This is a genomic window from Pseudomonas sp. DTU12.1 (assembly GCF_009873475.1).
Taxonomy (GTDB): Bacteria; Pseudomonadota; Gammaproteobacteria; order Pseudomonadales; family Pseudomonadaceae; genus Aquipseudomonas; species Aquipseudomonas proteolytica.
In genome coordinates this window covers 150,145-176,869 of sequence record NZ_CP045254.1, presented here as the reverse complement: position 1 = coordinate 176,869, position 26,725 = coordinate 150,145, and the positions used below count along the sequence as shown (strand labels likewise).

The window sequence follows — 26,725 nt, the reverse complement described above, 5'->3', positions numbered from 1 at the left end:
GAACACAAGCAAGAATGGCTAAGGTATTCGCGATAGCGAACCAGAAAGGTGGCGTGGGCAAAACCACCACCTGCATCAACCTCGCAGCATCCCTGGTCGCTACCAAGCGTCGGGTGCTGTTGATCGATCTCGATCCACAGGGCAACGCCACCATGGGTAGCGGTGTGGATAAACACGGCCTGGAAAACTCGGTCTACGACTTGCTGATTGGCGAGTGCGACCTGGCCCAGGCCATGCACTATTCCGAGCACGGCGGTTATCAACTGCTGCCGGCCAACCGCGATCTGACCGCGGCGGAAGTGGTGCTGCTGGAAATGCAGATGAAAGAAAGCCGTCTGCGCAGCGCCCTGGCGCCGATCCGCGAGAATTACGATTACATTTTGATCGACTGCCCGCCGTCGCTGTCGATGCTGACGCTCAACGCGTTGGTCGCCGCCGATGGGGTGATTATCCCCATGCAGTGCGAGTACTTCGCCCTCGAAGGCTTGAGCGACCTTGTGGATAACATCAAGCGCATCGCTGAGTTGCTCAACCCGAACCTGAAAGTCGAAGGCCTGCTGCGGACCATGTATGACCCGCGCCTGAGCCTGATGAACGATGTGTCGGCGCAGCTCAAGGAGCACTTTGGCGACCAGCTCTACGACACGGTGATCCCACGGAACATCCGCCTGGCCGAAGCGCCAAGCTATGGCATGCCCGCGCTGGCGTACGACAAGTCATCCCGTGGTGCCATTGCCTACCTGGCGCTGGCCGGCGAGATGGTTCGTCGCCAACGCCGCAACTCACGCACCGCTGCCGCCCAGCCAACTTAAGGAATCCCCATGGCCGTCAAGAAACGAGGTCTCGGACGTGGACTGGATGCACTGCTGAGTGGTCCGACTGTCACTTCGCTGGAAGAACAGGCGGTGCAGGCCGACTCCCGTGAGCTGCAACACTTGCCGTTGGACCTGATCCAGCGTGGCAAGTACCAGCCGCGCCGGGACATGGACCCGCAGGCGCTGGAAGAGCTGGCCAATTCGATCAAGGCCCAGGGCGTGATGCAGCCGATTGTGGTGCGCCCCATTGGTGGCGGTCGGTTTGAAATCATCGCCGGCGAACGCCGGTGGCGCGCCAGTCAGCAGGCCGGCCAGGAAACCATCCCGGCGATGGTGCGCGATGTGCCGGATGAAACTGCCATTGCCATGGCATTGATCGAGAATATCCAGCGCGAAGACCTCAATCCCATCGAGGAAGCCATTGCCCTGCAGCGCTTGCAGCAGGAATTCAAGCTGACCCAGCAGGAAGTGGCCGATGCGGTGGGCAAATCCCGTGTCACGGTTTCCAACCTGTTGCGTCTGATCGCGCTTCCAGAAGTGATCAAGACCATGTTGTCCCACGGTGACCTGGAAATGGGTCATGCCCGTGCTTTGCTCGGTTTACCGGAAAATCAACAGGTTGAAGGGGCGCGACACGTTGTCGCACGAGGTCTCACCGTTCGTCAGACCGAGGCCCTGGTTCGCCAGTGGCTCAGTGGCAAACCTGCACCGGTTGAAACCGCCAAAACTGATCCGGATATTGCGCGCCTTGAGCAGCGCCTGGCCGAGCGGCTGGGCTCTGCGGTGCAAATTCGCCACGGTAAGAAGGGTAAAGGGCAATTGGTTATCGGATATAACTCCCTCGATGAGCTCCAGGGCGTTCTTTCCCACATCCGCTGAAACATTTGCTTATGTAGCGTGCAGTCGGAAATCACTACCCGGCAGTTGAATAGGGGCAGAACCGCCCCTATACTCTGCGCGCATTTTGTCGGCACAAATTATGCCAAGTTATTGATTTCCGGCAGCCGACCATTGAGGAGCAAGAGTGATGGAAACCCGCACGCCAAACACGTTGCCGTTCCATCGCTTGGCCGTTTTCCCGGTTTTATTGGCCCAATTTGTCATTCTGCTGATCGCCGCATTGGCGCTTTGGTATTGGCATGGGGTCGTAGCCGGGTATTCAGGACTCTGCGGAGGCCTGATAGCCTTGCTGCCCAATATGTATTTTGCTCACAGGGCCTTTCGGTTTTCCGGCGCCCGAGCAGCCCAGGCTATCGTCCGGTCTTTTTATGCCGGCGAAGCAGGGAAACTGATTTTGACGGCAGTGCTGTTTGCACTGACCTTTGCAGGTGTGAAGCCATTGGCGCCGCTAGCTGTATTCGGCGTCTTCGTGTTGACCCAACTGGTCAGCTGGTTCGCTCCCCTGCTAATGAAAACAAGACTTTCGAAACCTTAGGGCGTTTGAGGCAACCATGGCAGAAACAACCGCTTCGGGCTATATCCAGCACCACTTGCAGAACCTGACCTTCGGTCAGCTTCCCAACGGCGGCTGGGGCTTTGCCCACTCCGCAGCAGAGGCCAAAGAAATGGGCTTCTGGGCTTTCCACCTGGATACTCTGGGCTGGTCGGTCGCATTGGGTCTGATCTTCGTCCTGATTTTCCGCATGGCGGCAAAGAAGGCGACTTCCGGTCAGCCAGGTGCTTTGCAGAACTTCGTTGAAGTATTGGTCGAATTCGTCGATGGCAGCGTGAAAGACAGCTTCCATGGCCGTAGCCCGGTGATTGCACCGTTGGCACTGACCATCTTCGTCTGGGTGTTCCTGATGAACGCCGTCGACCTGATCCCGGTGGACTGGATCCCGCAAGTGGCCATGTGGATCAGCGGCGACCCGCACATCCCATTCCGCGCGGTATCGACCACTGACCCGAACGCTACCCTGGGCATGGCCCTGTCGGTGTTCGCGTTGATCATCTTCTACAGCATCAAGATCAAGGGCATCGGCGGCTTCATCGGCGAACTGACCCTGCACCCGTTCGGCAGCAAGAACATCTTCGTTCAAGCCCTGCTGATCCCGGTGAACTTCCTGCTGGAATTCGTCACCCTGATCGCCAAGCCGATTTCCCTGGCTCTGCGACTGTTCGGCAACATGTATGCCGGCGAGCTGGTGTTCATTCTGATCGCTGTGATGTTCGGCAGCGGCCTGCTCTGGCTTAGCGGCCTGGGCATTGTTCTGCAGTGGGCGTGGGCTGTGTTCCACATCCTGATCATTACCCTGCAGGCGTTTATCTTCATGATGCTGACCATCGTCTACCTGTCGATGGCGCACGAAGAGAACCATTAAGACCAGTCTCGACTAGTCTGATGTCCTTCCCGGTGAAACGGGAAGGTGGCCCCCAAGGGCTATGAAACGATTTGTTTTACCGCTTTAAAATCTAAAAAACCTAAACCATACGACGTAAAAGTCGGGAGGAAAGATGGAAACTGTAGTTGGTCTAACCGCTATCGCTGTTGCACTGTTGATCGGCCTGGGCGCCCTGGGTACTGCCATTGGTTTCGGCCTGTTGGGCGGCAAGTTCCTGGAAGGCGCAGCGCGTCAGCCAGAAATGGTTCCAATGCTGCAAGTTAAAATGTTCATCGTTGCCGGCCTGCTCGACGCCGTGACCATGATCGGTGTTGGTATCGCTCTGTTCTTCACCTTCGCGAACCCCTTCGTTGGTCAACTCGCCGGTTAATCACTCGTTTTTTCGAGTGATTGGTGTGTTGTGCAACGAACGAGCGAGGTATTGGCGTGAACATTAATGCAACCATTATTGGTCAGTCCTTAGCGTTCTTGATTTTTGTTGTTTTCTGCATGAAGTTCGTATGGCCTCCGGTCATCGCGGCTTTGCACGAACGTCAGAAGAAGATCGCGGATGGACTGGACGCTGCCGCACGAGCAGCTCGCGACCTGGAGTTGGCCCAAGATAAAGCGGGTCAGCAACTGCGCGAAGCGAAGGCTCAGGCAGCTGAAATCATTGAGCAAGCCAAGAAACGCGGTAACCAGATTGTTGAAGAGGCTGTTGAAAAAGCCCGTATCGACGCTGACCGTGTGAAGGTTCAGGCTCAGGCCGAGATCGAACAGGAATTGAACGGTGTCAAAGATGCGCTGCGTGCCCAACTGGGTGCTCTGGCCGTCGGCGGTGCTGAGAAGATCCTGGGTGCCACAATCGATCAAAACGCGCACGCGGAGCTGGTAAACAAACTGGCTGCTGAAATTTAAGCGAGGGCGATCATGGCAGAATTGACCACGTTGGCCCGACCTTACGCTAAGGCAGCCTTCGAGCACGCCCAGGCCCACCAGCAGCTGGCCTCTTGGTCAGCCATGCTCGGCCTGGCTGCAGCAGTGTCGCAAGACGACACCATGCAGCGCGTGCTCAAGGCCCCGCGACTGACGAGCGCAGACAAGGCCGCCACGTTTATTGACGTGTGCGGCGACAAGTTTGATGTGAAAGTGCAGAACTTCATCCACGTCGTTGCCGAAAACGACCGTCTCCCGCTTTTGCCGGAGATTGCCGCTCTGTTCGACCTGTACAAGGCCGAGCAAGAGAAGTCGGTAGACGTTGAAGTGACCAGTGCTTTTGCATTGAACCAAGAACAGCAAGACAAACTCGCCAAGGTTCTCAGTGCACGACTCGACCGGGAAGTGCGCCTGCAAGTTGCGGAAGACCCATCCCTCATTGGGGGTGTTGTCATTCGCGCCGGCGACCTGGTTATCGATGGCTCGATTCGCGGCAAACTCGCGAATCTTGCCGAAGCATTGAAATCTTGAGTTTGAAGGGGCAGCAGAGCAATGCAGCAACTCAATCCTTCCGAAATAAGTGAAATTATCAAGGGCCGCATCGACAAGCTCGATGTGACCTCCCAAGCCCGTAACGAAGGCACTGTCGTCAGCGTATCTGACGGCATCGTGCGGATTCACGGTCTGGCCGACGTAATGTACGGCGAGATGATCGAGTTTCCGGGCGGCGTCTACGGTATGGCCCTCAACCTGGAGCAAGACTCCGTAGGTGCCGTTGTATTGGGCGCATACACCAGTCTGGCTGAAGGCATGAGCGCCAAGTGCACAGGCCGCATCCTCGAAGTTCCGGTTGGTAAGGAACTGCTGGGTCGCGTTGTCGACGCACTGGGTAACCCTGTTGACGGTAAAGGTCCACTGGGCAACACCGAGACCGACGCGGTCGAGAAAGTTGCTCCAGGCGTGATCTGGCGTAAGTCGGTAGACCAGCCTGTACAGACTGGCTACAAAGCTGTCGATGCCATGATCCCAGTCGGCCGTGGCCAGCGTGAGCTGATCATCGGTGACCGTCAGATCGGTAAGACCGCTCTGGCGATCGACGCGATCATCAACCAGAAAGACAGCGGCATTTTCTGCGTCTACGTAGCAATCGGTCAGAAACAATCGACCATCGCCAACGTGGTTCGCAAGCTGGAAGAAAACGGCGCCCTGGCCAACACGATCATCGTGGCTGCCAGTGCTTCGGAATCTCCTGCGCTGCAATTCCTGGCACCGTACTCCGGTTGCACCATGGGTGAATTCTTCCGCGACCGCGGTGAAGACGCGCTGATCGTTTATGACGATCTGTCCAAGCAAGCAGTGGCTTACCGCCAGATTTCCCTGCTGCTGCGCCGTCCACCAGGCCGTGAAGCCTACCCAGGCGACGTGTTCTATCTCCACTCCCGTCTGCTGGAGCGCGCATCCCGCGTATCCGAAGAGTACGTAGAGAAGTTCACCAACGGCGCAGTGACCGGCAAAACCGGTTCCCTGACCGCACTGCCGATCATCGAAACCCAGGCTGGCGACGTTTCCGCGTTCGTTCCGACCAACGTGATTTCCATCACCGACGGTCAGATCTTCCTGGAATCGGCCATGTTCAACTCCGGGATCCGTCCTGCTGTGAACGCCGGTGTTTCGGTATCCCGTGTGGGTGGTGCCGCTCAGACCAAGATCATCAAGAAGCTCTCCGGTGGTATCCGTACCGCTCTGGCTCAGTACCGTGAACTGGCGGCATTCGCCCAGTTCGCTTCTGACCTGGACGAAGCGACCCGTAAGCAACTTGAGCATGGTCAGCGCGTTACCGAGCTGATGAAGCAGAAGCAATACGCGCCAATGTCGATCGCTGACATGTCGCTGTCGCTGTATGCCGCTGAGCGTGGGTTCCTGACTGACGTCGAAATCGCCAAGGTCGGCAGCTTTGAACAAGCGCTGATTGCTTACTTCAACCGAGATCATGCCGATTTGATGGCCAAGATCAACGTGAAGGGTGACTTCAATGACGAAATCGACGCTGGCCTGAAGGCTGGTATCGAGAAGTTCAAGGCCACCCAAACCTGGTAAGCCGCAGCGGGAGCCGCAAGGCTCCCGCTTGCTAACCTGATAGGTGTTACATGGCAGGCGCAAAAGAGATTCGCAGTAAGATTGCGAGCATCAAAAGCACGCAAAAAATTACCAGCGCCATGGAGAAAGTGGCGGTCAGCAAAATGCGCAAGGCACAAATGCGCATGTCTGCTAGCCGTCCTTATGCGGAGCGTATCCGCCAGGTAATTGGGCATCTGGCCAACGCCAACCCGGAATACCGCCACCCGTTCATGATCGAGCGCGCCGTCAAGCGTGTAGGTTATGTGGTAGTGAGCAGTGACCGTGGTTTGTGCGGTGGTTTGAATACCAACCTGTTCAAGGCCCTGGTCAAGGACATGGCGGTAAACCGCGAAAACGGCGTCGAGATTGATCTGTGTGTTGTTGGTAGCAAGGGTGCGGCCTTTTTCCGCAACTTCGGCGGTAACGTCGTTGCAGCTATCAGCCACCTGGGTGAAGAGCCGTCGATCAATGACTTGATCGGCAGTGTGAAGGTGATGCTGGATGCGTACCTGGAAGGCCGGATCGACCGCCTGTCCGTGGTATCCAACAAGTTCATCAACACCATGACCCAGCAGCCAACCGTGGAGCAATTGATTCCACTGGTGGCGACCCCGGATCAGGAACTCAAGCACCACTGGGACTACCTCTACGAACCAGACGCCAAAGAGCTGCTTGACGGCTTGATGGTGCGCTACGTGGAGTCGCAGGTGTACCAGGCGGTGGTCGAGAACAACGCAGCTGAACAAGCGGCGCGGATGATCGCGATGAAAAACGCTACCGACAACGCCGGTGATCTGATCAGCGATTTGCAGCTGATCTACAACAAGGCGCGTCAGGCTGCGATCACCCAAGAGATCTCGGAAATCGTCGGCGGCGCTGCCGCGGTTTAACGGTTCAAATATTCAGAGGATCCAGCTATGAGTAGCGGACGTATCGTTCAAATCATCGGCGCCGTTATCGACGTGGAATTCCCACGCGACAGCGTACCGAGCATCTACAACGCGCTGAAAGTACAAGGCGCGCAAACGACTCTCGAAGTTCAGCAGCAGCTGGGCGACGGCGTAGTTCGTACCATTGCGATGGGTTCCACCGAAGGCTTGAAGCGCGGTCTGGACGTTGTCGACACTGGCGCTGCCATCTCCGTACCGGTCGGTAAAGCGACCCTGGGCCGGATCATGGACGTACTGGGCAACCCGATTGACGAAGCTGGCCCGATCGATACTGAAGAGCGCTGGGGCATTCACCGTCCAGCACCTTCGTTCGCCGAGCAAGCGGGCGGCAACGACCTGCTGGAAACCGGCATCAAGGTTATCGACCTGGTTTGCCCGTTCGCCAAAGGCGGTAAAGTCGGTCTGTTCGGTGGTGCCGGTGTAGGCAAAACCGTAAACATGATGGAACTGATCCGTAACATCGCCATCGAGCACAGCGGTTATTCCGTGTTCGCCGGTGTGGGTGAGCGTACTCGTGAGGGTAACGACTTCTACCACGAGATGAAGGACTCCAACGTTCTGGACAAAGTGGCACTGGTCTACGGTCAGATGAACGAGCCGCCGGGTAACCGTCTGCGCGTAGCACTGACTGGCCTGACCATGGCCGAGAAGTTCCGTGACGAAGGTAACGACGTTCTGCTGTTCGTCGACAACATCTACCGTTACACCCTGGCCGGTACTGAAGTATCCGCACTGCTGGGCCGTATGCCTTCTGCAGTAGGTTACCAGCCGACCCTGGCTGAAGAGATGGGCGTTCTGCAAGAACGTATCACTTCGACCAAGGAAGGTTCGATCACTTCGATCCAAGCGGTATACGTACCTGCGGATGACTTGACCGACCCGTCGCCAGCGACCACCTTCGCCCACTTGGACGCCACCGTCGTACTGTCCCGTGACATCGCTTCCCTGGGTATCTACCCAGCGGTCGATCCACTCGACTCGACTTCGCGCCAGCTGGACCCGAACGTGATCGGCCAGGAGCACTACGACACCGCTCGCGGCGTTCAGTACGTGCTGCAGCGCTACAAAGAGCTGAAGGACATCATTGCGATCCTGGGTATGGACGAGCTGTCGGAAACCGACAAGCAGTTGGTATCCCGCGCTCGTAAGATCCAGCGCTTCTTGTCGCAGCCGTTCTTCGTGGCTGAAGTCTTCACCGGTGCTTCGGGTAAATACGTTTCCCTGAAAGACACCATCGCTGGCTTCAAAGGCATCCTCAACGGTGACTACGACCACCTGCCAGAACAAGCGTTCTACATGGTCGGCGGCATCGAAGAAGCGATCGAGAAAGCCAAGAAACTGTAATCCAGGCGCCCGGCAACGGGCGCTCATCAGGTTGAGGCAATCAGATGGCTATGACAGTCCATTGCGATATCGTCAGCGCGGAAGGGGAAATCTTCTCCGGTCTGGTAGAAATGGTGATTGCACACGGCGAACTCGGTGACCTGGGTATTGCCATGGGCCACGCGCCGTTGATCACCAGCTTGAAGCCAGGTCCGATCACTCTGACCAAGCAGGGCGGGGAGAGGGAGGTGTTCTACATCTCCGGTGGTTTCCTCGAAGTTCAGCCGAACATGGTCAAGGTACTTGCCGACACCGTGCAACGTGCTGGCGACCTGGATGAAGCCTCCGCTCAGGAAGCCGTCAAGGCTGCCGAGAAGGCCCTGAACGAAAAGGGTGCGGACTTCGACTACAGCGCTGCTGCTGTACGTCTGGCCGAGGCTGCAGCCCAGCTGCGCACGCTCCAGCAGATCCGCAAGAAGTAAGCGGCCAAGCCGTCATGCTTCATGCGCGATTGATTAAAAAGGGTAGCCTCGGCTACCCTTTTTCTTTTCTTGCAAAACACTTCTTTGGTCTGAAGCCGGACCGCCCAGGATTGGTAGCCATTCATGTCTCTTGAAATCGTCATTCTCGCCGCAGGCCAGGGCACTCGCATGCGTTCAGCCCTGCCCAAGGTACTGCACCCGGTTGCTGGCAACTCCATGCTTGGCCATGTTATCCACAGCGCCCGGCAATTGGAGCCACAGCGTATCCACGTGGTGATTGGCCACGGCGCCGACGTGGTGCGTGAGCGTCTGGCCGCCGACGACTTGAATTTCGTATTGCAGGACAAGCAATTGGGGACCGGTCATGCCACGGCGCAAGCCGTACCGTTCATCAAGGCTGACACTGTGCTGATCCTTTACGGTGACGTGCCGCTTATCGAGGTAGAAACCCTGCAGCGTCTGCTCAAACACGTGGTGCCTGGCCAGATGGGGTTGCTCACCGTCGAGCTGGACGACCCGACCGGTTACGGCCGTATCGTGCGCAATGCCGACGGCAAGGTCACAGCCATCGTCGAGCACAAGGACGCCACTGAGGCCCAGCGGGCAATTACCGAAGGCAACACGGGGATTCTCGCGGTGCCGGCAGCGCATTTGGCGGACTGGATGAGTCGTCTGTCGAACAACAACGCCCAGGGCGAGTACTACCTCACCGACGTCATCGAGATGGCCGTCAGCGATGGCCTGCTGGTCGCCACTGAGCAGCCCCACGACCCAATGGAAGTGCAGGGCGCCAACGACCGCAAGCAACTGGCGGAACTGGAGCGTCACTACCAACTGCGCGAAGGCCGCCGCTTGATGGCCCAGGGCGTGACACTGCGTGATCCGGCGCGTTTCGATGTGCGCGGTGAGGTTACCGTGGGCCGTGACGTGCTGATTGATATCAACGTGATCCTTGAAGGCCGCGTGATCATTGAAGACGACGTGGTGATTGGCCCCAACTGCGTAATCAAGGACAGCACCCTGCGCAAAGGCGTGGTGATCAAGGCTAACAGCCATATTGACGGAGCAGTGATGGGCGAGGGCAGCGATGCCGGGCCGTTCGCGCGGTTGCGGCCTGGTAGCGTGCTGGAGGCCAAGGCCCATGTGGGTAACTTTGTCGAACTGAAAAACGCCCACCTGGGCGAGGGCGCCAAGGCGGGTCACCTGACTTACCTGGGCGACGCCGTTATCGGCGCTCGCACCAACATCGGCGCAGGCACCATCACCTGCAACTACGATGGCGCCAACAAGCACCAGACCGTGTTGGGAGAAGATGTATTCATCGGCTCCAATAACTCGCTGGTTGCCCCTGTGAAGGTGGGCGATGGTGCCAGTACGGCCGCAGGCTCCACCATCAATCAGGATGTGGATAACTTGCAGCTAGGTGTGGCCCGCGCCCGCCAGCGAAATATCGACGGCTGGAAGCGCCCGGTCAAAATCAAAAAGACCTGAGTTATCCACACCGTCACAGGCAAAAAATCTCCAATGTGGGAGCGGGCTTGCTCGCGAATATGCAGTGTCAGTCAATGCATGTATCAACTGACAGACTGCATTCGCGAGCAAGCCCGCTCCCACATTTGGTTTCTGGGGATTTAAAATTTTACTCGCCGCGCTTGACGATTTCTCGCCAATAGGTTTTGATTGCCTTCGTTATCTTTCGAAACGAAACTTATCATCACCATGTCGAAACGAAATACACCGCAAAGACGCCACAATATCCTCACCTTGCTCAACGAGCAGGGTGAGGTGAGCGTGGACGAATTGGCCAAGCGTTTCGAAACCTCCGAAGTGACCATCCGCAAGGACCTCGCCGCGCTGGAAAGCAACGGCTTGCTGCTGCGTCGCTACGGTGGCGCAATTACCATGCCCCAGGAACTGGTGGGCGATCCTGCCCAGCCCATTTCTGTGCACAAGCGCGCCATCGCCCGGGCGGCGGTCAAACGGCTGCGTGAACATGCACGGATCATCATCGACAGCGGCAGCACCACCGCCGCGATGATCCCCGAACTGGGTCATCAACCGGGCCTGGTGGTGATGACCAACTCCCTGCATGTGGCCAGTGCCCTGAGTGAGTTGGAGCATGAGCCGGTGCTGTTGATGACCGGCGGCACCTGGGACCCGCACTCGGACTCGTTCCAGGGTCAGGTCGCTGAACAAGTGCTGCGTTCCTATGACTTCGACCAACTGTTTATCGGCGCTGACGGTATCGACCTGCAGCGCGGCACCACCACCTTCAATGAATTGCTGGGCCTGAGCCGAGTGATGGCCGAAGTCGCCCGTGAAGTGGTGGTGATGGTCGAATCCGACAAGATCGGCCGCAAGATCCCCAACCTGGAACTGCCCTGGAGCAGCGTCCATACCCTTATTACCGATGATCGCCTGCCGCTTGAGGCCCGCGACCAGATTCAAGCCCGCGGCATTACGCTGATTTGCGCGGCAGTCATCTAGGAGAAAAACCATGTGTGGAATTGTAGGCGCAGTCGCTGAACGAAACGTTACCGCCATTTTGCTCGAAGGCCTCAAGCGCCTCGAATACCGTGGCTACGACAGTGCCGGCGTGGCGGTTTTCAGCAACGCAGGCAAGCTTGAGCGCATGCGTCGCCCGGGCAAGGTCAGCGAACTGGAGCAGGCGTTGGCCGGTGAGCCCCTGGCTGGCCGCCTGGGCATCGCCCACACCCGCTGGGCGACCCACGGTGCGCCGTGCGAACGCAATGCACACCCACACTTCTCCGGTGATATTGCGGTGGTGCACAACGGCATCATCGAGAACCACGAAGTGCTGCGCGAACAACTCAAGGGCCTGGGCTATGTGTTTACCTCGGACACCGACACCGAAGTCATCGCCCACCTGCTCAACCATAAGCTCAAGGACCACAGTGACCTGACCACCGCCCTCAAGGCCACGGTCAAAGAACTGCATGGCGCCTACGGCCTCGCCGTGATCAGCGCCAGCCAGCCGGATCGTGTGGTTGCCGCCCGCAGTGGCAGCCCGCTGGTGATCGGCCTGGGCCTGGGGGAGAACTTCCTGGCGTCCGACCAACTGGCCCTGCGCCAGGTCACCGACCGCTTCATGTACCTGGAAGAAGGCGATATCGCCGACATCCGCCGTGAAAGCGTGGCGATCTGGGACGTCAACGGCAACTCCGTCGAGCGCGAAGCCGTGCAATACCGCGACGGTGCCGAAGCTGCCGACAAGGGCGAGTTCCGCCATTTCATGCTCAAGGAAATCCACGAGCAACCCGCCGTGGTGCAACGCACCCTGGAAGGACGCCTTGGCGACAAGCAAGTGCTGGTCAACGCGTTCGGCCCACAAGCCGCCGAGCTGTTCGCCAAAGTGCGCAATGTGCAGATCGTCGCCTGTGGTACCAGCTACCACGCCGGCATGGTCGCCCGTTACTGGCTCGAAGAACTGGCCGGCATCCCGTGCCAGGTCGAAGTCGCCAGTGAGTTCCGCTACCGCAAGGTCGTGGTGCAGCCCGACACGCTGTTTGTGACCATCTCCCAGTCCGGCGAGACCGCCGACACCCTGGCCGCCCTGCGCAATGCCAAAGAGCTGGGCTACCTGGCGAGCCTGGCGATCTGCAACGTCAGCATCAGCTCCCTGGTGCGTGAGTCCGACCTGACCCTGCTGACCCAGGCCGGCCGCGAAATCGGCGTAGCCTCCACCAAAGCCTTCACCACCCAGTTGGTGGGCCTGCTGCTGCTGACCCTGTCCCTGGGCCAGGTGCGCGGCACATTGGCCGCAGGCGTCGAAGCCACCCTGGTAGAAGAACTGCGCCGCCTGCCGACTCGCCTGGGCGAAGCCCTGGCTATGGACAGCACGGTAGAGAAAGTCGCGGAGCTGTTTGCCGACAAGAACCACACCCTGTTCCTGGGCCGTGGCGCGCAATACCCCGTGGCGATGGAAGGCTCCCTGAAACTCAAGGAAATCTCCTATATCCACGCCGAAGCCTATCCGGCCGGTGAGCTCAAGCACGGCCCATTGGCCCTGGTAGACGACGACATGCCCGTGGTCACCGTTGCGCCGAACAATGAACTGCTGGAGAAGCTCAAGTCCAACCTGCAGGAAGTGCGCGCCCGTGGTGGCCAACTGATCGTGTTCGCCGATGAGAAGGCCGGCATGACCAACGGTGAAGGAACCCACGTCATCAACATGCCGCACATCCACGACACCCTGTCGCCGATCCTCTACACCATCCCGCTGCAGTTGCTGTCGTACTACGTGGCCGTGCTCAAGGGCACCGACGTTGACCAGCCGCGTAACCTCGCCAAGTCGGTGACGGTTGAGTAACGTCTATCGGGTGGTTTTAGAGAATCAAATCTGACGCAGGTAGCTGACCGTTCTGATCAGCGCCTGCTACAGACGCGCCACCGTCCTCAATGGCTGCACGAAGTACCCTGGGCCCGATCTCTATAGGTGGAAGTCGCCCGCAGCCTCCGGCTGGTAAAGCACTTTCCTGATCTCAATCCGGCGGGTCCGGTCAGAAATCCGCCAGTCGATGGCGTCCCCCTCCTGATAACCCAAAATGGCGGCGCCGATGTCGGAATACACCGAATGCTTCCCTGCCTTGCTGTCCGCGTCTTCGGGGTAGACCAGGGCCACTTCGATCTCTTCGTCGTCCAGCTGCAGCAAGGCCCTGGAGTTCATCGTGACGACATTGCGCGCCACCTGCTGTGGCTTGACGACAATGGCTCGCTCAAGCTCGTGTTCGAGTTCAACAACGGCCGGGCCAGGCTCGAGCACGATCAGGCTCTCGAGCCTGGCCTTGTCGATTTCAGTGATGTAGATCCTAGTGGCGTCGCCAACGGCACCTTCGCGCAAGGACTGGAGATAGCGCCCCACCGTCATCGAAAACGACTTCAATGTCGGTGTTTCGCTCTCAAGCACAAAGCCGCTGCGCAGAAAGGCTTTCAGCGAGCGCGCGTTGTCCGGGTGGATCTTGGCGATGAGCTTCTTGGCCCGCATGTCGAGGAAGGCCAGTTTCATGCCTTCGCGGATCGTGCGGGCGCCAAGGTTCCTGCCCCATTTGTCGCTGTCTCCGATGACCAGGACGATCTCGCAATCTGAGCCGGTCTTGATGAGACGGACAAAGCCCACCGGGGCGTCATGCCGGTCATAGGCCATGAAGAATCGCCCGCCCCGGTTGAATAGATGGGTCAGGATCGGCAATTGAGTCCGATCGATGGCGTGCTCGATGGAGCGGGAGACATCACGCGAATCGCTCAGGTAGCAGGTGACGCGCTCATCCTCCAACCAGTCCATCAGCGTCAGCGCATGCGCCCGAGTAATTTCAGGGCACAGCGAAATGAAAGGCTTGTTCATCTTCAGCACACTTATTTGTAGTCGAAAAGGGCGGAAGCCCTCCATGGCCATGACGGTTCTTTCGGCAACCGGCTATGTTAAGACATAACGCGAGGAATGCCGAACAGCCTGGAGAGTTTGAGGAAATCACCGTTTTGCCGAATCCTGCCCCTTGGTCCTACCCAGAGGTTCGCCGTAAGTGGCTCCATCAAATGTAGGTGGGTGTCGTGTCATTACTGGGTGCACCAGTTTTTACAGTCTAAATTCAGTGTGACTGGATCAACTTCAAAGTCTTGCACAAGCGTCGATGAATCGATCACCGCATCCCCCCATGATGCCCATGCCTTCGCGGGGTGTTTTATTTGTGCAGGTTATCCTGAAAAGTCTCTGTGTTAAGACCCCACTTGAGTGGGGACTAATTACTTACAGATTATTCAGATTGAATGCTGATGGCTGACTTAATTAAGGGCGAAAGGTCAACTTTTTAATCATTAAACTATTTTGAAAACATGTTTTCTCAAGAGGCTTCGAGGTGTTTTTTATCGTGCTTTAAACGCTGGCATAGCGCCATTTCGGCGTCGTGAGGGCCGCATTTTTTGTGGTATGATCCGGCGCAAATTTGGGCTGGTGCCAGGTCTGATAGCTTCTGTCTATTCTGCCTTACCCCGGTTTTTCTGGCATGGCTGCTGTTTCAGGCGTGCCTATGGCCTGGTGCTTCAAGGACGAGCGATTTGAACGTTTGGCAATGGCTACCCCATCTTGGCAATGACCCTATGGCGCTGAAACTCTCGGTCAGGGGTGTGAGGCCTTTGGGCTATATATGGCGATCTCGGATAAACGACTCATCCAGTCTTTTAATTAATTTTTGTGAGAGTTGGTGATGGCTTATTTCCCCTGTTTTTTGTCTGTCGTTTTTGTCGTTCGTAATCAGGGCGATAAAATTGAAAAAATACTCTCCGAAGCCGCCGAAGTCATTGCGAAAACAGTCAGCGACTATGAGCTGATCGTTGTGGATAACGCGTCCGATGATGACAGTGTCATGGTCTTGAAGGGCCTGACCAGCGAGAAAGGCCTGGCCAACCTGCAGGTCTATGCATTGACCAAGGAAGTGGATACCGATACCGCTTCCTGGGTTGGCCTGGAAAACGCCTTGGGTGACTATGTCGCGGTCATCGACCCGCTGGTGGACGACATTAACTTCGTCCCACAGATGCTTGATCAAGCGGTGAGCGGCGCCGATGTGGTCTTTGCTCACAATGAACAGAAGAGCACCCAGAGCCTGGCCTATCGTTGGGCCAACGCGGTGTTCCACAGCATGTACAACCGCTTCAATGGGGTTCATCTTGCCAAGGAAGCGCCTCAGTACCGCATTCTCAGCAAGCGTGTGATCAATTTCATCCTGCAACACCCCCAACCTTCGATGACGTACAGGCATCTGCCGGCCACCGGTGGTTTTGCCCGGGCCTACCTCAAGTACAGTGCCGTGCCCCAGGCCTCCAGCCCCAAACGCCTGGGCGACAGTATTGATCGTGGCATGCGTTTGCTGGTTTCCACCACGCGCGCGCCTATGCGTCTAGTGACCTACCTTTCGCTGTTTGGCGCAGTTGCCAACCTGGTGTACTGCGTCTATGTGATCTCGGTGGGTATCTTCAAGGCTGACGTAGCGCCTGGCTGGATCAGCTTCTCGCTCCAGCAGTCGGGCATGTTTTTCCTGATTTCACTGGTGTTGCTGGTGCTGGGTGAATACATCCTCAACATGGCCAGCCTGTCGAATGAAGGGCCGCTCTATCATGTAGGCCAGGAGTTCACCAGCGCGCGCATGACCCGGCGCGAGAAGCTGAACATTGAAGAGGTAGCACTTGGTTCGGTCGCGCCGCAGGCCCATCCCACCGAACGAGCTTCCTGATGTCGAGCGCCCAAGCCAGCCAGCCTGAGCAGGATGCCGTCATTATCGGCGGGGGTTTTTACGGTGCAGCCATTGCGGTCTACCTGGCCAAGCAGAGGGGCTTCAAAAGGATCCTGTTGGTAGAGCGCGAGGCGGCACTGATGACGCGCGCCAGTTACAACAACCAGGCACGTGTGCACAACGGCTATCACTACCCGCGCAGCTTCACGACGGCTTATCGCAGCCGGGTCAACTTGCCCAGGTTTGTCCAGGACTGGCCGCAGGTGGTTAAGCAGGACTTTACCAAGCTGTATGCCATTGCCCGACGCAACTCAAAGGTCACGGCCAAGCAGTTCGAGCGCTTTTGCCGGGACATCGGTGCGGACCTAAAGCCGGCCGATCCATCGTTGCGCAACTTGTTCGAACCACGCTTGATCGAAGAAGTATTCCTGGTCGAAGAATATGCGTTCGACACCACCCGCCTCGCGGCCTGGGCGGCGCGTGAGCTGGTAGAAAGTGGTGTGCAGATCCGCTACCAGACACGGGTCACTTCTATTTCCAGGGGCGCCGAGGCGCCTTTGCAAGTGGTCACCCAAACCTCCCAGGGTGAGGAGGCACTGACGACTTGTCGTTACGTCTTCAACTGTACGTACAGTGGCCTCAATCAATTTGCGGGTGACTTCGTGGGGGTCAGTACCGGCCTCAAGCAAGAGATCACGGAAATGGCCTTGATGCAGATGCCCGAGTCCCTCGAGGGGTTGGGCGTCACGGTGATGGACGGACCGTTCTTTTCACTGATGCCGTTCCCGGCCCGTGGGCTGCACACCTTGTCCCATGTACGCTATACGCCGCATTTGCACTGGAATGATGAAAAAGGCCTCGATCCCTACGAGAAGCTGCGGCTTTATGAGCGCGATACACGGGTCGATCGCATGATCAGGGATGTCGGGCGGTATATCCCCGAAGTGCTCAAGGCCCAACACAAGGATTCGCTGTTCGAGGTCAAGACCATCCTGGTGAAGAATGAAGGGGATGATGGCCGCCCGATTCTTTTCGAGAAGCATGCCGAGTTGCCAGGTTGCTTTTCCGTGCTGGGTGGCAAGATAGACAACATTTACGATGTGCTTGAAAAACTGGATACCGAGAGTTTTTCCCATCAAGGTCAATAAAACTTCAGGTTTGGAGCGGAAAAAGATGAATTCGCTTATTGGTTTCTCCGGGTTTGTCGGGGGCACGCTTCTTAAACAGGCTTCCTTCGGGGACTTGTACCGGTCCACCAACATCAGTGAGATAGAAGGCAAATCCTTCGATCTCGTGGTCTGTGCCGGCGCCCCGGCGCAAAAATGGATTGCCAACCGCGAGCCTGAGGCCGACCGCGAGAAGATCGAAGCTCTGATCGCCCATCTGAAAACCATCCAGTGTAAAACCTTCGTGCTGATCAGCACGGTTGATGTGTTCAAAAGCCCCATCGGCGTTGATGAAGACACCACGGTCGATGAGTCCGGCCTGCATGCCTATGGCCTGCACCGTAGGCTGCTGGAAACCTTCGTTGAAAGTCATTTTCCGAATCACTTGATCGTTCGCCTGCCGGGGCTCGTCGGGCCTGGATTGCGTAAAAACGTGATTTTTGACTTTCTCAACGACAACAACCTGCAGGCGATCGATAGCCGGGGCGTGTTCCAGTTCTACCCGATGATCAACTTGTGGTACGACATCCAGACCGCGCTCGATGCGGGACTCAAGCTGGTCCACCTGACTGCCCAGGCAGTGAGTGTCGCGGACATTTCGCAGAAGGGCTTCGGCAAGCCTTTCACCAATACCCTGGCCAATGCGGCCGCTACCTATGACATGCAGACCAAGCATGCGCAGCTGTTTGGTGGCACTGGGCGCTATCAGTACAGCGCTCGCGAAACCGTGCAGGCCGTAAGGGCCTATGCGCAGTCGGAGCCGCTCAAGGCCGTATCGGGAGCACAGGCATGAGGCTGGCGATTTCCAATATCGCGTGGGAGACCACCGAGGACGAAGTCATCGCTGAACTGCTTGCGCACTTTGCCGTGGATGCAATTGATATTGCACCGGGCAAATACTTCCCGGAGCCCGCCAAGGCCACGGACGAAGAGATTGCGCGGGTCAAGGATTGGTGGTCACAGCGTGGGATTGCGTTGACTGGTATGCAGGCACTGCTGTTCGGCACCACGGGCCTGAATGTATTCGGCTCCGAGCAAAGCCAGGCGGCCTTGCTGCAACACCTGGCGGGCGTATGCCGCATTGGCGCGGGCCTTGGGGCAACACGGATTGTGTTTGGCTCACCGAAGAACCGTGATCGCAGTGGTTTGACCGATCAGCAGGCGCAGGATGCTGCCGTGGCGTTCTTCCGGCAGTTGGGTGATATCGCCCAGGCGAGCGGTGTGACGATCTGCCTGGAGCCCAACCCCACCTGCTACGGTGCGAACTTCATGACCACCAGTGCGGAAACTGCGGGGGTGGTGCGGGCAATCGATCATCCGGCTATCCGGATGCAACTGGACACTGGGGCGTTGGCAATCAACGGTGAAGACCCATTCACAGTGCTTGATGATTGTGCCGAGTTGATCGGGCATATCCACGCCAGTGAACCTGACTTGCTCCCATTGGGTGACGGCGGTACTGACCACGAAAAAATGGCACGTGCCGTAGCCCAATACTTGCCGGGGCATGTGGTCACCATTGAGATGGTGGCTACCAAGGCTGAACCCCATGCGCAATCGATCGAGCGTGCGCTGCAGGTTGCCCGCGAGTATTACCGCACCCCCGACGAGGTGACGGCATGAGCATGAAATGGATCATTTTGATCCTGGGTATCTTGTCGAACGCCTCCGCCAGCGTTCTGGTGAAGATGGCAATGATGCCCCCGCGCAAATTCCCTTCCTTGAGCGACCCGATGGCGGCACTCAGCAACTGGCCGTTCTGGGTCGGGCTGGTGCTGTATGGCGCTGCGTTCCTGCTCTATGCCGCGGCCTTGGCCCGTTTGCCTTTGAACGTGGCGCACCCGGTCCTGACGGCCGGGGCTATTGCGACGGTCGCCCTGTTTTCCCTGCTGTTTTTCCGTGAGTCCTTTCACTGGACCACGGGAGTCGGCATCGCCCTGGTTATTGCTGGCGTAGGGCTGATTACAGCTCGCGTCGTTTGATGGAAATTAAAATGACTTCTTCTGATATCGCTCCCGATGTACGCGCCGGCTGGCAGGTACCATCCTTTGACACTCCACTCTGGCTGGGTCGCCAGCACCCCTGGTGCGTGGTCATTCCGGTCATCAACGAAGGCGACCGGATCAAGAACCTGCTCGCCCGTATGGCGGCGTTCAACATCGCGGACATGGCCGACATCATCATCGTCGATGGTGGCAGCTCTGACGGTTCGCTCGAGTTGCAATCACTGCAGCAGGTGGGTGTGCGCGGCCTGCTGGTCAAGACGGCCCCGGGCAAGTTGAGCGCGCAGCTGCGCTGCGCCTATGCCTTCGCCCTGGACCAGGGCTACGAAGGTATCGTGACCATTGATGGCAACGACAAGGATGATCCAGAGGCCATCCCACGCTTTATCGAAGCACTCAAGCAGGGTGTGGATTTTGTCCAGGCTTCGCGTTTTGTCGAGGGTGGTGTTGCCGAGAACACCCCCAAGTCCCGCGATTTTGCTATCCGTTTTATCCACGCGCCGATGCTGAGCCTGTTTTCCGGCTTCAAGTGGACAGATACCACCCAGGGTTTTCGCGCCTACAGCCGCAAGATGCTGATTGATCCGAAGATGGCGATCTTCCGTGATGTGTTCACCACCTATGAGCTGCTTGCCTATCTATCGTACCGCGCGCCGAAACTAGGCTATCGCTGTGTTGAACTGGCGACAGTGCGTCGTTACCCCCAAGGTGAAGTACCTACCAAGATCAGTAGCGTAAAAGGCAACCTTTCGGTGCTGGCGGTATTGTTCCGAGCCTGTTTTGGCAAGTACAACTAAAGATCTGGTAGTGAAATGTTCAAGCATCTGGAAATGAATGAAAGGGTTTCTTCAGTGCTGGCGTGCGTGGTTATCACTGCGTTTGCATTGTTGCTATGTCTGGGTATCTCGACCGCACCCAAGTATGCCGACTTCATCGTGGGCTACATCAGTTGGACCGCAGATACCAAGTTTCAGGACCAGGTGGTTGCTCCGGTATTCATCGCTGTTCTTTTCTGCGCGTTACTGTTTTTTACCTCCTTGATGGGGCGTCATAAAAAACAATTCGGTAGTGACAGCGCACTGGCTTTATCCAACCAATGGTTGTGGTGGTCGCTCCCGGCTATAACCGCCATTGCATGTATGGTGGTTGGCACGGATTTCGAGCCGAAAGTCCTCTACTGCTCGGTGTTTGGTGTCTCGTTTATCGCTTTGGCGGCCACGGTTGGCGTGGTCAGAAAAGTTAATGTCGACCCTCGTGTATTCGGTCTGGGCGCGCTCGGTATTCTGTTGCTGGCGCTGGTACAGCTTGAGGTGGTGTTGGCGCTGGGCCGAGCGCCAGCTGCCTTGATCGAAGGGGTTGAGCTGTCCAGATACGCCAAGCCCACCTATGGGATAGCTATCGTCGGATGGATCCTGGGTATGGCGTACATCGTGTGGAACCCCAAGGGTTTTGCACGAATTGCCTCGTGGCTGGTGATGGCCGGTCAATTGGGATTGTCGATCTTTTACCTGGCCCTGTACCCCGCTCGAATACAGGAGCCAGATGGCAGTATTTCCAAGTACGAGACCACGGTCTGGTTGAAGGTACTGGTTATCGCAATGCTGGTCTGGGGCGTGGTGGATGTACTGCGGCGTTTCCGTCGGTATACATCAACTAGTGACATTGCCACGTTGCTGTCGCCTATCGCGTTTTTCGGCTTGTTGGTGGGCTTGAAAATGGGCACGACCATTTTCCCCAACATCAGCGCTGACGACTATCACTTCGGTGAAAGCCTGTTGGGCTGGTGGTCCTACATGCAAGGTGCCATTCCCTACATTGACTATATTCCTGCCCACGGCGTCATCGGTGATGACCTGACCCAGTTCTTATCATTTGTGTTTTATGACGGTTCTGCCGGCAGCATTATTCATGTCGGCAACCTCAGCATCGCGCTGTTGTCTTTTGCCGCCTTCCTGTCGCTCTACTATTTTTCGCGCAGTATCGGGCTGGCGTTTGCCGCCATCTTCTTCCTGACTGCCAACATTATCTGGCTGTTTCTGATCCCGTTTCTCTGCCTGTGGTTGAACCCGTCGTTGCGCCAGCGTCCCGAGCGCTGGCTGTTGGTGTGGATGATCACAGCGCCGCTGGTAGTCCTCGGAATCCCGCCACAAGGGCTGCTGCTTGCGGCGGCGTCCGGGGTGATGGCCGCTTATTACGCTTGGCACCTCTGGAAAGCGCCACGCCCTCGGAAACTGAAGGGCATTTTGATTGCAGGCGTGGCGCTTCTGGTGTTGGCGGTAGTTACGCCAGCGGGGATCATGCTGTTGGGGGCTATCCGTTATGTCTTGGAAAACGGGCCTATCAACCAGGTTGCCTACGGCGTGCCATGGGAACTGAGTTGGGAGGGCGCGCGTAAAGGCTTTGTGTTTGAAGCGTTGCGTATGTCCTGGATCGCTATTCCGTTGGCGTGCCTGATGTTGGTACATCGCTGGATCCAAACACCCGAGCGTCGTCTAGACACCTTGCTGCCACTGCTGGTGGTGTTCCTCTTTGCGCTGTTGTTGATCCCTTATTCGATGGGACGCGTCGATCCAGGTGGCATGTCTCGTCCTGGGTTGGCGGCGAGTTTCGGTTGGGCGATCCTGTTGCCTGTCGTCTGCTGGGGCATGCTCAGTGCGCGCAACAAAGTGGTCATGGTTGTCCTGGCCGCAAGCATGAGCGCATCCCTTGGGTTCACGCCGGTGTCGATCAATAACCTGACCAAATCCACCACGGCCGTTATCAGCACCCAAGGGTTGGGAATCAGTGATGGTGTGGCGGCAGGCCTGCCGAATATCGGCCGGTCCTTCGTACAGCCTCCTCACTGGGACAGGCTTACCCGTCTGTCGCGGGTATTGGCGGACAATGTTCCGGCGGGCGAAACCTATCTGGACCTGAGCTCCCGCAACGCCCAGTACTTCTACTTGGGTTATCGGCCGCTGCTGCCGGTCACTGCGGCGTACAACATGGTGTCGCCAGCCCAGCAACTGCGGGCTATCGAGACCCTGAAACAAGACTTGCCGACCATCGCCTTGCTGGAAGGGATGAACATCATTCACGACGGCGGCGGCCTGGCGTTGCGTAATCCGTATCTGTATCGGTTTATTGTCGATCACTACGACCCCGTCTATGTGGATGGCTTTATTCTCGGGCGTAAAAAGGGCAGTGCCTCAGCGCCAGTCACCAGCATCGAGATTCCCTTGATGGACTTTACCGATGCGAACTGGAGCCACGGCGTCAATCGCACGGTCGCAGCGCTCTATGTGTCCGATCCGGGCATGTTGGCGGCGTTGAAGGTGGGTGATCGGATCCAGATCAACCAGGGCGAGGTGCGCCGGATTCGCGAGATACGTGTCGCGGGTCAAAGCATATGGCTGGAGGGTCCGGCGTTGCAGGTTTCCGACGCTGACCCGATAAGCCACCCACGGCTGATCGAGCCTCGCCCCGAAGCGATTGCCGAATACCAGGCAGCCTTGTTGCAGCGCGCTTTTGCATCAACAGACCTGAAGAAAATCCCTGTCGCCTGGGGCCGTTCCCAAGGTTCCCTGGGCAACAAGATGACGCTGATCAATAACCTGGTTGACGTAAAGCCGAGCCTTAGCCAGTTGGTTGTACAAAAAAGCAGCTACCGGGTGGAGGGTGGTGATCCATCGATGAGTTTCGATCTTGCGGCGCTGAATCTATCTGGCCACGACGCTGGCCTGCTCAAGTTCGAGTTCCGCTGCTCAGGCCGCGCCGCCGAGCCGCGTATGCAGGTGTTCTGGTGGGGAGACGGGCAACAAGGGCCGTTCGAAGCCTCCAGTGTTCGTTTCAATGCAGAGGACGGGACGTTGATCGTGCCGTTGGATGCGTCACCGCGTTGGTTGACGTTGCAGCATGTGAAAGGCATCCGGATCGATTTGGACAATGCTGGCGCTTGCAGCAGTTTCAAGGTTGATAACCTGGGGCTCTACCAGCGGCAGCACTGATGTAAGTCGCTCTAAACCCACAAGACCCGATGTCCCTGGCGGACATCGGGTCTTGTCGTTTCAGCACTGCGGGGTACTGCTCAGGTCCACCAATACCGCACCAGATGAAAGAAAATCGGCGCGGCGAAACACACCGAATCCAGCCGATCCAGCATCCCGCCGTGTCCTTCGATCATATGCCCCCAGTCCTTCACGCCTCGGTCGCGCTTGATCGCCGACATCACAATCCCGCCGGCAAAGCCCAGTAGGTTGATCAGTAGTGCAATCAGGAAAGACTGCCAGGGGTTGAACGGTGTGATCCACCACAGTGCCGCGCCGATCAGGGATGACAGCAGGATTCCGCCAACAAAGCCTTCGACGGTTTTCGACGGTGACAGGTTGGGCGCGATCTTGTGTTTGCCGAACAGTTTGCCGCACACGTACTGCAGCACATCCGAGAGTTGCACCACGATCACCAGGTAGGCGATCAGCAGGAGGTTGCGGCCCTCGTAGCCGGCGATGTCGAGGGTCAGCAGGGCCGGGACGAAGGATACGCAGAACACTGCGATCATCAGGCCCCACTGTACTTTCGAGGCTCGCTCCAGGAAGTGCGTGCTGTCGCCGCCCAGGGAGGCCAGGATGGGCAGCAGCAGGAACACGTAGACCGGGATAAAGATCGAGAACAGGCCGTACCAGTCAAAGTAGATCAGCAGGTATTGCAGGGGCAGGGCCAGGTAGAACGCGGCGACCAGCGCTGGGTAGTCGCTGCGGCGGGTGGGGGTGAGGGTGAGGAATTCGCGCAGGGCGTAGAACGAGACGGCGTAGAACAACAGGATCACCGCGCCAGTACCGAGCCAGAAGGCGATGCCGATCACCACCACCATCACCCACCAGGCATTGATGCGGGCGTTGAGGTTGTCGATTACCGCATTGGGTGCGCCGCGGGTGCGCAGCTTGAGGATCAGGCCGATCAGCGAGGCGAGCACCAGGATCATGCCGATGCCGCCGAACAACATCAGGGTTTGGCTATCCATGTCAGGAATGCTCCGGGGCGAGGGCGAGCAGGGCGTCGCGGCTGCGGGCGAGGAACAGGGCTTTGTCTTCGTCGTCCTGCAGTTGCAGCGGTGCGCCGAAGCTGGTGGTGCATAACAGTGGCAGCGGCAGCACGCGACCCTTGGGCATCACGCGGTTGAGGTTGGCGATCCACACTGGGACCAGTTGCGCCTGTGGATAACTCTTTGCCAGGTGATACAGGCCACTTTTGAACGGCAACAGGCCATCCTCCAGGTTGCGCGTGCCTTCGGGAAAGATGATCAGTGAGTCGCCATGTTCCAGGGCTTCGAGCATCGGTTGCAGCGGGTTATCCACAGGGTCTTTGCGCTCGCGGTCGATCAGCACCCCATTGAAGACCCGGTTGATGATGTAGCGGCGCAAGGCGCTCTTGTTCCAGTAGTCGGTGCCCGCCACCGGGCGCGTGGCTTTGCGCAGGTTCTGCGGCAAGGATGCCCAGAGCAGCACAAAGTCGCCGTGGCTGCTGTGGTTGGCAAAGTAGATGCGCTGCACCGGTTCTGGCGCACAACCCAGCCACAGGCTGCGAGCGCCGGTCACTGTGCGGGCCATGGAGGTAATCAGGGTTGCGACCACGGGTTCGAACATGGGAATTCCTTATCCGGCGAAGGGCAGCCACGGGCTGGCCAGGATGACGGCCAATGTCAGTAATACTTGCGCGCCCAGCAGGTAAGCCTGTTTGCGCAGCAATTTGAGGGCGCCACGCTGGCGCTCGGTCCAGGGTCGGCTGGCGCGGTTGGCCGGTTGCAGGCCCAGGGTTTGCAGGCTCTGGTCCAGTTCGCCGGTGCGCTCTATGTCCTTGGCCATCAGCGCAAACAGATCGGCATCGAACGCCACCCGCAGCGCCCAATACTTTTGCAGCAGCCCAAGGATAATCATCCACAGGCTGAGCAGCAGGCAGATCGGCGTGATACTGACCATCAGCAGTTGCGCCAGGCCAAACAGCACCCCGAGCAAGGTCAGGCCTGTGGATAACTGATCCAGCGAGCGGCCACGCCGCAGCAGGTTGGCGACCACCTGGAGTTGCATATCAGCGGGCATACGGCAGATCTCCCAAGGCTTGACGGTGATTGGCATGCAGGACCACATCCGGTCGTGCTGTACGAATAATAGCCACTGCCTCATCCACGGTGCTGGCGCGCCCGCTGTGCAGCAGCCATGCCGCCACGGCACTGGCGCTGCGGGAGTAGCCGAGGGCGCAGCACACCAGCAAGGGCCCGTGTTCGCGCAAGCGTTCAATGGCTTGGGCGGCTTCCAGGCACTGCGCAGGTGTGGGGGCGGTGAGGTCGAGGACGGGCAGGGCATGGTAAGCGCGACCTTGTGGATAAACCGGCAGTTCGGCACACAGATCGACCACGGCGTTGAATGAACCCAACTGGGCTGTCGTCGGAATTCGCCCCAGCCATACGTTATCCACAATCAGATCGGGCTGTGGGTGTTTACGTGTCCATAGCCGCGAGTTGATCCACGCCGCCGCGAGATAAGGCGCGTACAGCCAGCGGGACGCCGGGCTGAGTCGGCCATCGGCGCGTTTCTGAAAGCCTGCGGCACCCAGCAGCCAATAATTGAGCGCCACCAGCAACACCGCGACGGCCGGCCACCACAGCCATAGCCAGGCGCCGCCCCCCGTAAAGGCCGCTGTCGCCAGCAGCAGGGCGCCCACGGCGTAGCGCAAACCCAGGCGCCAACGTTTCGGATCTTTGGCCAGGCGCGCATTCAACAGCGGGCTTGGATGATCTACCGGCCATAGCCACACGCACAGCCAGCCGGCCAGGGCGCCTGTGGGTAAGTCGATAAAGTGATGTTGGTAAGTGGTCAGCACCGAAATGCCGATCAGCGCGAACCAGCCATGCACCAGCCAGCGCCACAGGCCTTGGCTATGCCGCTGGTACATCACCCACAGGATCACCAGCAGGGCGATATGCAGCGAAGGCGCCTGGTTGAACGGTTTATCAAACCCCGCCAGCACGGCGAACAGCCAACCGAACACGCCGTCCATTTCCGGGCGCTCAAAGGTGAAGCGCAACGGCCAGAGCAGGAAGCAGCTCACCGCAATCATCTGGGCACTGAGCAGGCGCAGGGCATGTTGCTTGAGCTCATGGCGACTGTTGGGCAGCAGCAGGGAGAAACCATAGAGCAGGTCGATCGACCAGTAGGGCACGATGGTCCAGGCCCAGAATGGAATAAGGGTTTCCCAGGCGAATACCAGTGTGCCGACGTCGCTGCGCTGGCTGGTCACCCAGGTGGCAAAGCCGTAGGTGCTGAAAAACAGCGGTGCCAACAGCAGCAGCCACAGCAGCGCTGGTTTGAACAGTCCCGGTTCGCGCATGC

The 26,725-nt window shown here is 58.0% G+C and carries 26 protein-coding genes; 21 read left to right on the top strand and 5 right to left on the bottom strand.

The features are described 5' to 3' along the window. The first annotated feature begins 14 nt into the window (after window positions 1-14). The 14 genes from GDV60_RS00835 (at window position 15) to glmS (ending at window position 13,275) form a co-directional block, all read left to right on the top strand. Window positions 15-812 carry a ParA family protein gene (locus GDV60_RS00835; protein WP_005792605.1) on the top strand — a complete coding sequence of 266 codons (798 nt, stop codon included), beginning with the start codon at window positions 15-17 and terminating at the stop codon, window positions 810-812. Window positions 813-821: 9 nt separating this feature from the next. Next, window positions 822-1,694 (top strand): ParB/RepB/Spo0J family partition protein, encoded by an 873-nt coding sequence (locus tag GDV60_RS00830; protein WP_070996615.1) that lies wholly within the window; start codon window positions 822-824, stop codon window positions 1,692-1,694. Window positions 1,695-1,842: 148 nt separating this feature from the next. Then, a complete protein-coding gene (locus tag GDV60_RS00825) occupies window positions 1,843-2,250 on the top strand; it encodes a F0F1 ATP synthase subunit I (RefSeq protein ID WP_010565865.1) in 408 nt (135 codons plus the stop codon). 16 nt (window positions 2,251-2,266) lie between these two features. Further along, window positions 2,267-3,136 carry a F0F1 ATP synthase subunit A gene (gene atpB, locus GDV60_RS00820; RefSeq protein ID WP_029290172.1) on the top strand — a complete coding sequence of 290 codons (870 nt, stop codon included), beginning with the start codon at window positions 2,267-2,269 and terminating at the stop codon, window positions 3,134-3,136. A gap of 133 nt (window positions 3,137-3,269) precedes the next feature. Further along, entirely contained in the window at window positions 3,270-3,527 is a 258-nt protein-coding gene (atpE, locus tag GDV60_RS00815) for a F0F1 ATP synthase subunit C (protein ID WP_002555987.1), read from the top strand. Window positions 3,528-3,583: 56 nt separating this feature from the next. After that, on the top strand, window positions 3,584-4,054 hold the full coding sequence (locus tag GDV60_RS00810; RefSeq protein WP_008439543.1) for a F0F1 ATP synthase subunit B: 471 nt from the start codon (window positions 3,584-3,586) through the stop codon (window positions 4,052-4,054). A 12-nt stretch (window positions 4,055-4,066) separates the two neighbouring features. Continuing rightward, window positions 4,067-4,603, top strand: a complete 537-nt coding sequence (locus GDV60_RS00805) for a F0F1 ATP synthase subunit delta (RefSeq protein ID WP_057439298.1) — start codon at window positions 4,067-4,069, stop codon at window positions 4,601-4,603. Between the two features lie 21 nt (window positions 4,604-4,624). Continuing rightward, the gene (atpA, locus tag GDV60_RS00800; protein ID WP_029290137.1) at window positions 4,625-6,169 is read left to right on the top strand and encodes a F0F1 ATP synthase subunit alpha; all 1,545 of its coding nucleotides are present in this window, start codon (window positions 4,625-4,627) and stop codon (window positions 6,167-6,169) included. Between the two features lie 50 nt (window positions 6,170-6,219). Continuing rightward, window positions 6,220-7,080, top strand: a complete 861-nt coding sequence (atpG, locus tag GDV60_RS00795; RefSeq protein WP_029290134.1) for a F0F1 ATP synthase subunit gamma — start codon at window positions 6,220-6,222, stop codon at window positions 7,078-7,080. A gap of 27 nt (window positions 7,081-7,107) precedes the next feature. Continuing rightward, window positions 7,108-8,484, top strand: coding sequence for a F0F1 ATP synthase subunit beta (gene atpD / locus GDV60_RS00790; protein WP_029290131.1), 1,377 nt, complete (start codon window positions 7,108-7,110; stop codon window positions 8,482-8,484). 44 nt (window positions 8,485-8,528) lie between these two features. Then, window positions 8,529-8,945 carry a F0F1 ATP synthase subunit epsilon gene (locus GDV60_RS00785; RefSeq protein WP_032885166.1) on the top strand — a complete coding sequence of 139 codons (417 nt, stop codon included), beginning with the start codon at window positions 8,529-8,531 and terminating at the stop codon, window positions 8,943-8,945. A gap of 123 nt (window positions 8,946-9,068) precedes the next feature. Further along, window positions 9,069-10,436, top strand: coding sequence for a bifunctional UDP-N-acetylglucosamine diphosphorylase/glucosamine-1-phosphate N-acetyltransferase GlmU (gene glmU, locus GDV60_RS00780; protein ID WP_092232395.1), 1,368 nt, complete (start codon window positions 9,069-9,071; stop codon window positions 10,434-10,436). 228 nt (window positions 10,437-10,664) lie between these two features. Continuing rightward, window positions 10,665-11,432: a DeoR/GlpR family DNA-binding transcription regulator gene (locus GDV60_RS00775; RefSeq protein ID WP_029290123.1), complete on the top strand. Its 768-nt coding sequence runs from the start codon at window positions 10,665-10,667 to the stop codon at window positions 11,430-11,432. A 10-nt stretch (window positions 11,433-11,442) separates the two neighbouring features. Further along, window positions 11,443-13,275 carry a glutamine--fructose-6-phosphate transaminase (isomerizing) gene (glmS, locus tag GDV60_RS00770; RefSeq protein WP_029290121.1) on the top strand — a complete coding sequence of 611 codons (1,833 nt, stop codon included), beginning with the start codon at window positions 11,443-11,445 and terminating at the stop codon, window positions 13,273-13,275. Window positions 13,276-13,395: 120 nt separating this feature from the next. On the opposite strand, the gene GDV60_RS00765 is transcribed toward glmS, so the two are convergent. Then, window positions 13,396-14,307: a bifunctional GNAT family N-acetyltransferase/nucleoside diphosphate kinase regulator gene (locus GDV60_RS00765; RefSeq protein ID WP_159905993.1), complete on the bottom strand. Its 912-nt coding sequence runs from the start codon at window positions 14,305-14,307 to the stop codon at window positions 13,396-13,398. 859 nt (window positions 14,308-15,166) lie between these two features. On the opposite strand from GDV60_RS00765, the gene GDV60_RS00760 reads away from it, so the two are divergent. The 7 genes from GDV60_RS00760 to GDV60_RS00730 are packed head-to-tail and all read left to right on the top strand — an operon-like array spanning window position 15,167 to window position 23,347. Further along, complete coding sequence (locus GDV60_RS00760) at window positions 15,167-16,192, top strand: glycosyltransferase (RefSeq protein WP_159905991.1); 1,026 nt, start codon at window positions 15,167-15,169, stop codon at window positions 16,190-16,192. Next, complete coding sequence (locus GDV60_RS00755; protein WP_159905989.1) at window positions 16,192-17,340, top strand: FAD-binding oxidoreductase; 1,149 nt, start codon at window positions 16,192-16,194, stop codon at window positions 17,338-17,340. Before GDV60_RS00760 ends, GDV60_RS00755 begins: the two co-directional genes overlap by 1 nt. Next, window positions 17,297-18,151: a pyridine nucleotide transhydrogenase gene (locus GDV60_RS00750; RefSeq protein WP_306108685.1), complete on the top strand. Its 855-nt coding sequence runs from the start codon at window positions 17,297-17,299 to the stop codon at window positions 18,149-18,151. Before GDV60_RS00755 ends, GDV60_RS00750 begins: the two co-directional genes overlap by 44 nt. Beyond that, a complete protein-coding gene (locus GDV60_RS00745) occupies window positions 18,148-18,981 on the top strand; it encodes a sugar phosphate isomerase/epimerase (protein ID WP_159905987.1) in 834 nt (277 codons plus the stop codon). The genes GDV60_RS00750 and GDV60_RS00745 overlap by 4 nt, the downstream gene beginning before the upstream one ends. A 2-nt stretch (window positions 18,982-18,983) precedes the next feature. Continuing rightward, the gene (locus tag GDV60_RS00740) at window positions 18,984-19,340 is read left to right on the top strand and encodes an SMR family transporter (protein WP_057440644.1); all 357 of its coding nucleotides are present in this window, start codon (window positions 18,984-18,986) and stop codon (window positions 19,338-19,340) included. An 11-nt stretch (window positions 19,341-19,351) separates the two neighbouring features. After that, a complete protein-coding gene (locus GDV60_RS00735; protein ID WP_092232409.1) occupies window positions 19,352-20,158 on the top strand; it encodes a glycosyltransferase family 2 protein in 807 nt (268 codons plus the stop codon). Between the two features lie 15 nt (window positions 20,159-20,173). After that, window positions 20,174-23,347 (top strand): hypothetical protein, encoded by a 3,174-nt coding sequence (locus GDV60_RS00730; RefSeq protein WP_159905985.1) that lies wholly within the window; start codon window positions 20,174-20,176, stop codon window positions 23,345-23,347. 80 nt (window positions 23,348-23,427) lie between these two features. Here the strand turns inward: GDV60_RS00730 and GDV60_RS00725 are convergent, their stop codons facing one another. Genes GDV60_RS00725 through GDV60_RS00710 form a run of 4 tightly spaced genes read right to left on the bottom strand, consistent with a single transcriptional unit; the run spans window position 23,428 to window position 26,723 of the window. Continuing rightward, window positions 23,428-24,360: a phosphatidate cytidylyltransferase gene (locus GDV60_RS00725; RefSeq protein WP_092232415.1), complete on the bottom strand. Its 933-nt coding sequence runs from the start codon at window positions 24,358-24,360 to the stop codon at window positions 23,428-23,430. A gap of 1 nt (window position 24,361) precedes the next feature. Beyond that, window positions 24,362-24,982 carry a 1-acyl-sn-glycerol-3-phosphate acyltransferase gene (locus GDV60_RS00720; protein ID WP_029290113.1) on the bottom strand — a complete coding sequence of 207 codons (621 nt, stop codon included), beginning with the start codon at window positions 24,980-24,982 and terminating at the stop codon, window positions 24,362-24,364. Between the two features lie 9 nt (window positions 24,983-24,991). Beyond that, on the bottom strand, window positions 24,992-25,435 hold the full coding sequence (locus tag GDV60_RS00715) for a hypothetical protein (protein ID WP_159905983.1): 444 nt from the start codon (window positions 25,433-25,435) through the stop codon (window positions 24,992-24,994). Beyond that, complete coding sequence (locus tag GDV60_RS00710; protein ID WP_159905981.1) at window positions 25,425-26,723, bottom strand: phosphatase PAP2/dual specificity phosphatase family protein; 1,299 nt, start codon at window positions 26,721-26,723, stop codon at window positions 25,425-25,427. The genes GDV60_RS00715 and GDV60_RS00710 overlap by 11 nt, the downstream gene beginning before the upstream one ends. Window positions 26,724-26,725 lie beyond the last annotated feature (2 nt).

Excerpts from the sequence above, each read along its gene's own strand:
- GDV60_RS00835 (WP_005792605.1), top strand. The coding sequence starts at position 15 with ATGGCTAAGGTATTCGCGATAGCGAACCAGAAAGGTGGCGTGGGCAAA.
- GDV60_RS00830 (WP_070996615.1), top strand. The coding sequence starts at position 822 with ATGGCCGTCAAGAAACGAGGTCTCGGACGTGGACTGGATGCACTGCTG.
- GDV60_RS00825 (WP_010565865.1), top strand. The coding sequence starts at position 1,843 with ATGGAAACCCGCACGCCAAACACGTTGCCGTTCCATCGCTTGGCCGTT.
- atpB (WP_029290172.1), top strand. The coding sequence starts at position 2,267 with ATGGCAGAAACAACCGCTTCGGGCTATATCCAGCACCACTTGCAGAAC.
- atpE (WP_002555987.1), top strand. The coding sequence starts at position 3,270 with ATGGAAACTGTAGTTGGTCTAACCGCTATCGCTGTTGCACTGTTGATC.
- GDV60_RS00805 (WP_057439298.1), top strand. The coding sequence starts at position 4,067 with ATGGCAGAATTGACCACGTTGGCCCGACCTTACGCTAAGGCAGCCTTC.
- atpA (WP_029290137.1), top strand. The coding sequence starts at position 4,625 with ATGCAGCAACTCAATCCTTCCGAAATAAGTGAAATTATCAAGGGCCGC.
- atpG (WP_029290134.1), top strand. The coding sequence starts at position 6,220 with ATGGCAGGCGCAAAAGAGATTCGCAGTAAGATTGCGAGCATCAAAAGC.
- atpD (WP_029290131.1), top strand. The coding sequence starts at position 7,108 with ATGAGTAGCGGACGTATCGTTCAAATCATCGGCGCCGTTATCGACGTG.
- GDV60_RS00785 (WP_032885166.1), top strand. The coding sequence starts at position 8,529 with ATGGCTATGACAGTCCATTGCGATATCGTCAGCGCGGAAGGGGAAATC.
- glmU (WP_092232395.1), top strand. The coding sequence starts at position 9,069 with ATGTCTCTTGAAATCGTCATTCTCGCCGCAGGCCAGGGCACTCGCATG.
- GDV60_RS00775 (WP_029290123.1), top strand. The coding sequence starts at position 10,665 with ATGTCGAAACGAAATACACCGCAAAGACGCCACAATATCCTCACCTTG.
- glmS (WP_029290121.1), top strand. The coding sequence starts at position 11,443 with ATGTGTGGAATTGTAGGCGCAGTCGCTGAACGAAACGTTACCGCCATT.
- GDV60_RS00765 (WP_159905993.1), bottom strand. The coding sequence starts at position 14,307 with ATGAACAAGCCTTTCATTTCGCTGTGCCCTGAAATTACTCGGGCGCAT.
- GDV60_RS00760 (WP_159905991.1), top strand. The coding sequence starts at position 15,167 with ATGGCTTATTTCCCCTGTTTTTTGTCTGTCGTTTTTGTCGTTCGTAAT.
- GDV60_RS00755 (WP_159905989.1), top strand. The coding sequence starts at position 16,192 with ATGTCGAGCGCCCAAGCCAGCCAGCCTGAGCAGGATGCCGTCATTATC.
- GDV60_RS00745 (WP_159905987.1), top strand. The coding sequence starts at position 18,148 with ATGAGGCTGGCGATTTCCAATATCGCGTGGGAGACCACCGAGGACGAA.
- GDV60_RS00740 (WP_057440644.1), top strand. The coding sequence starts at position 18,984 with ATGAAATGGATCATTTTGATCCTGGGTATCTTGTCGAACGCCTCCGCC.
- GDV60_RS00735 (WP_092232409.1), top strand. The coding sequence starts at position 19,352 with ATGACTTCTTCTGATATCGCTCCCGATGTACGCGCCGGCTGGCAGGTA.
- GDV60_RS00730 (WP_159905985.1), top strand. The coding sequence starts at position 20,174 with ATGTTCAAGCATCTGGAAATGAATGAAAGGGTTTCTTCAGTGCTGGCG.
- GDV60_RS00725 (WP_092232415.1), bottom strand. The coding sequence starts at position 24,360 with ATGGATAGCCAAACCCTGATGTTGTTCGGCGGCATCGGCATGATCCTG.
- GDV60_RS00720 (WP_029290113.1), bottom strand. The coding sequence starts at position 24,982 with ATGTTCGAACCCGTGGTCGCAACCCTGATTACCTCCATGGCCCGCACA.
- GDV60_RS00715 (WP_159905983.1), bottom strand. The coding sequence starts at position 25,435 with ATGCCCGCTGATATGCAACTCCAGGTGGTCGCCAACCTGCTGCGGCGT.
- GDV60_RS00710 (WP_159905981.1), bottom strand. The coding sequence starts at position 26,723 with ATGCGCGAACCGGGACTGTTCAAACCAGCGCTGCTGTGGCTGCTGCTG.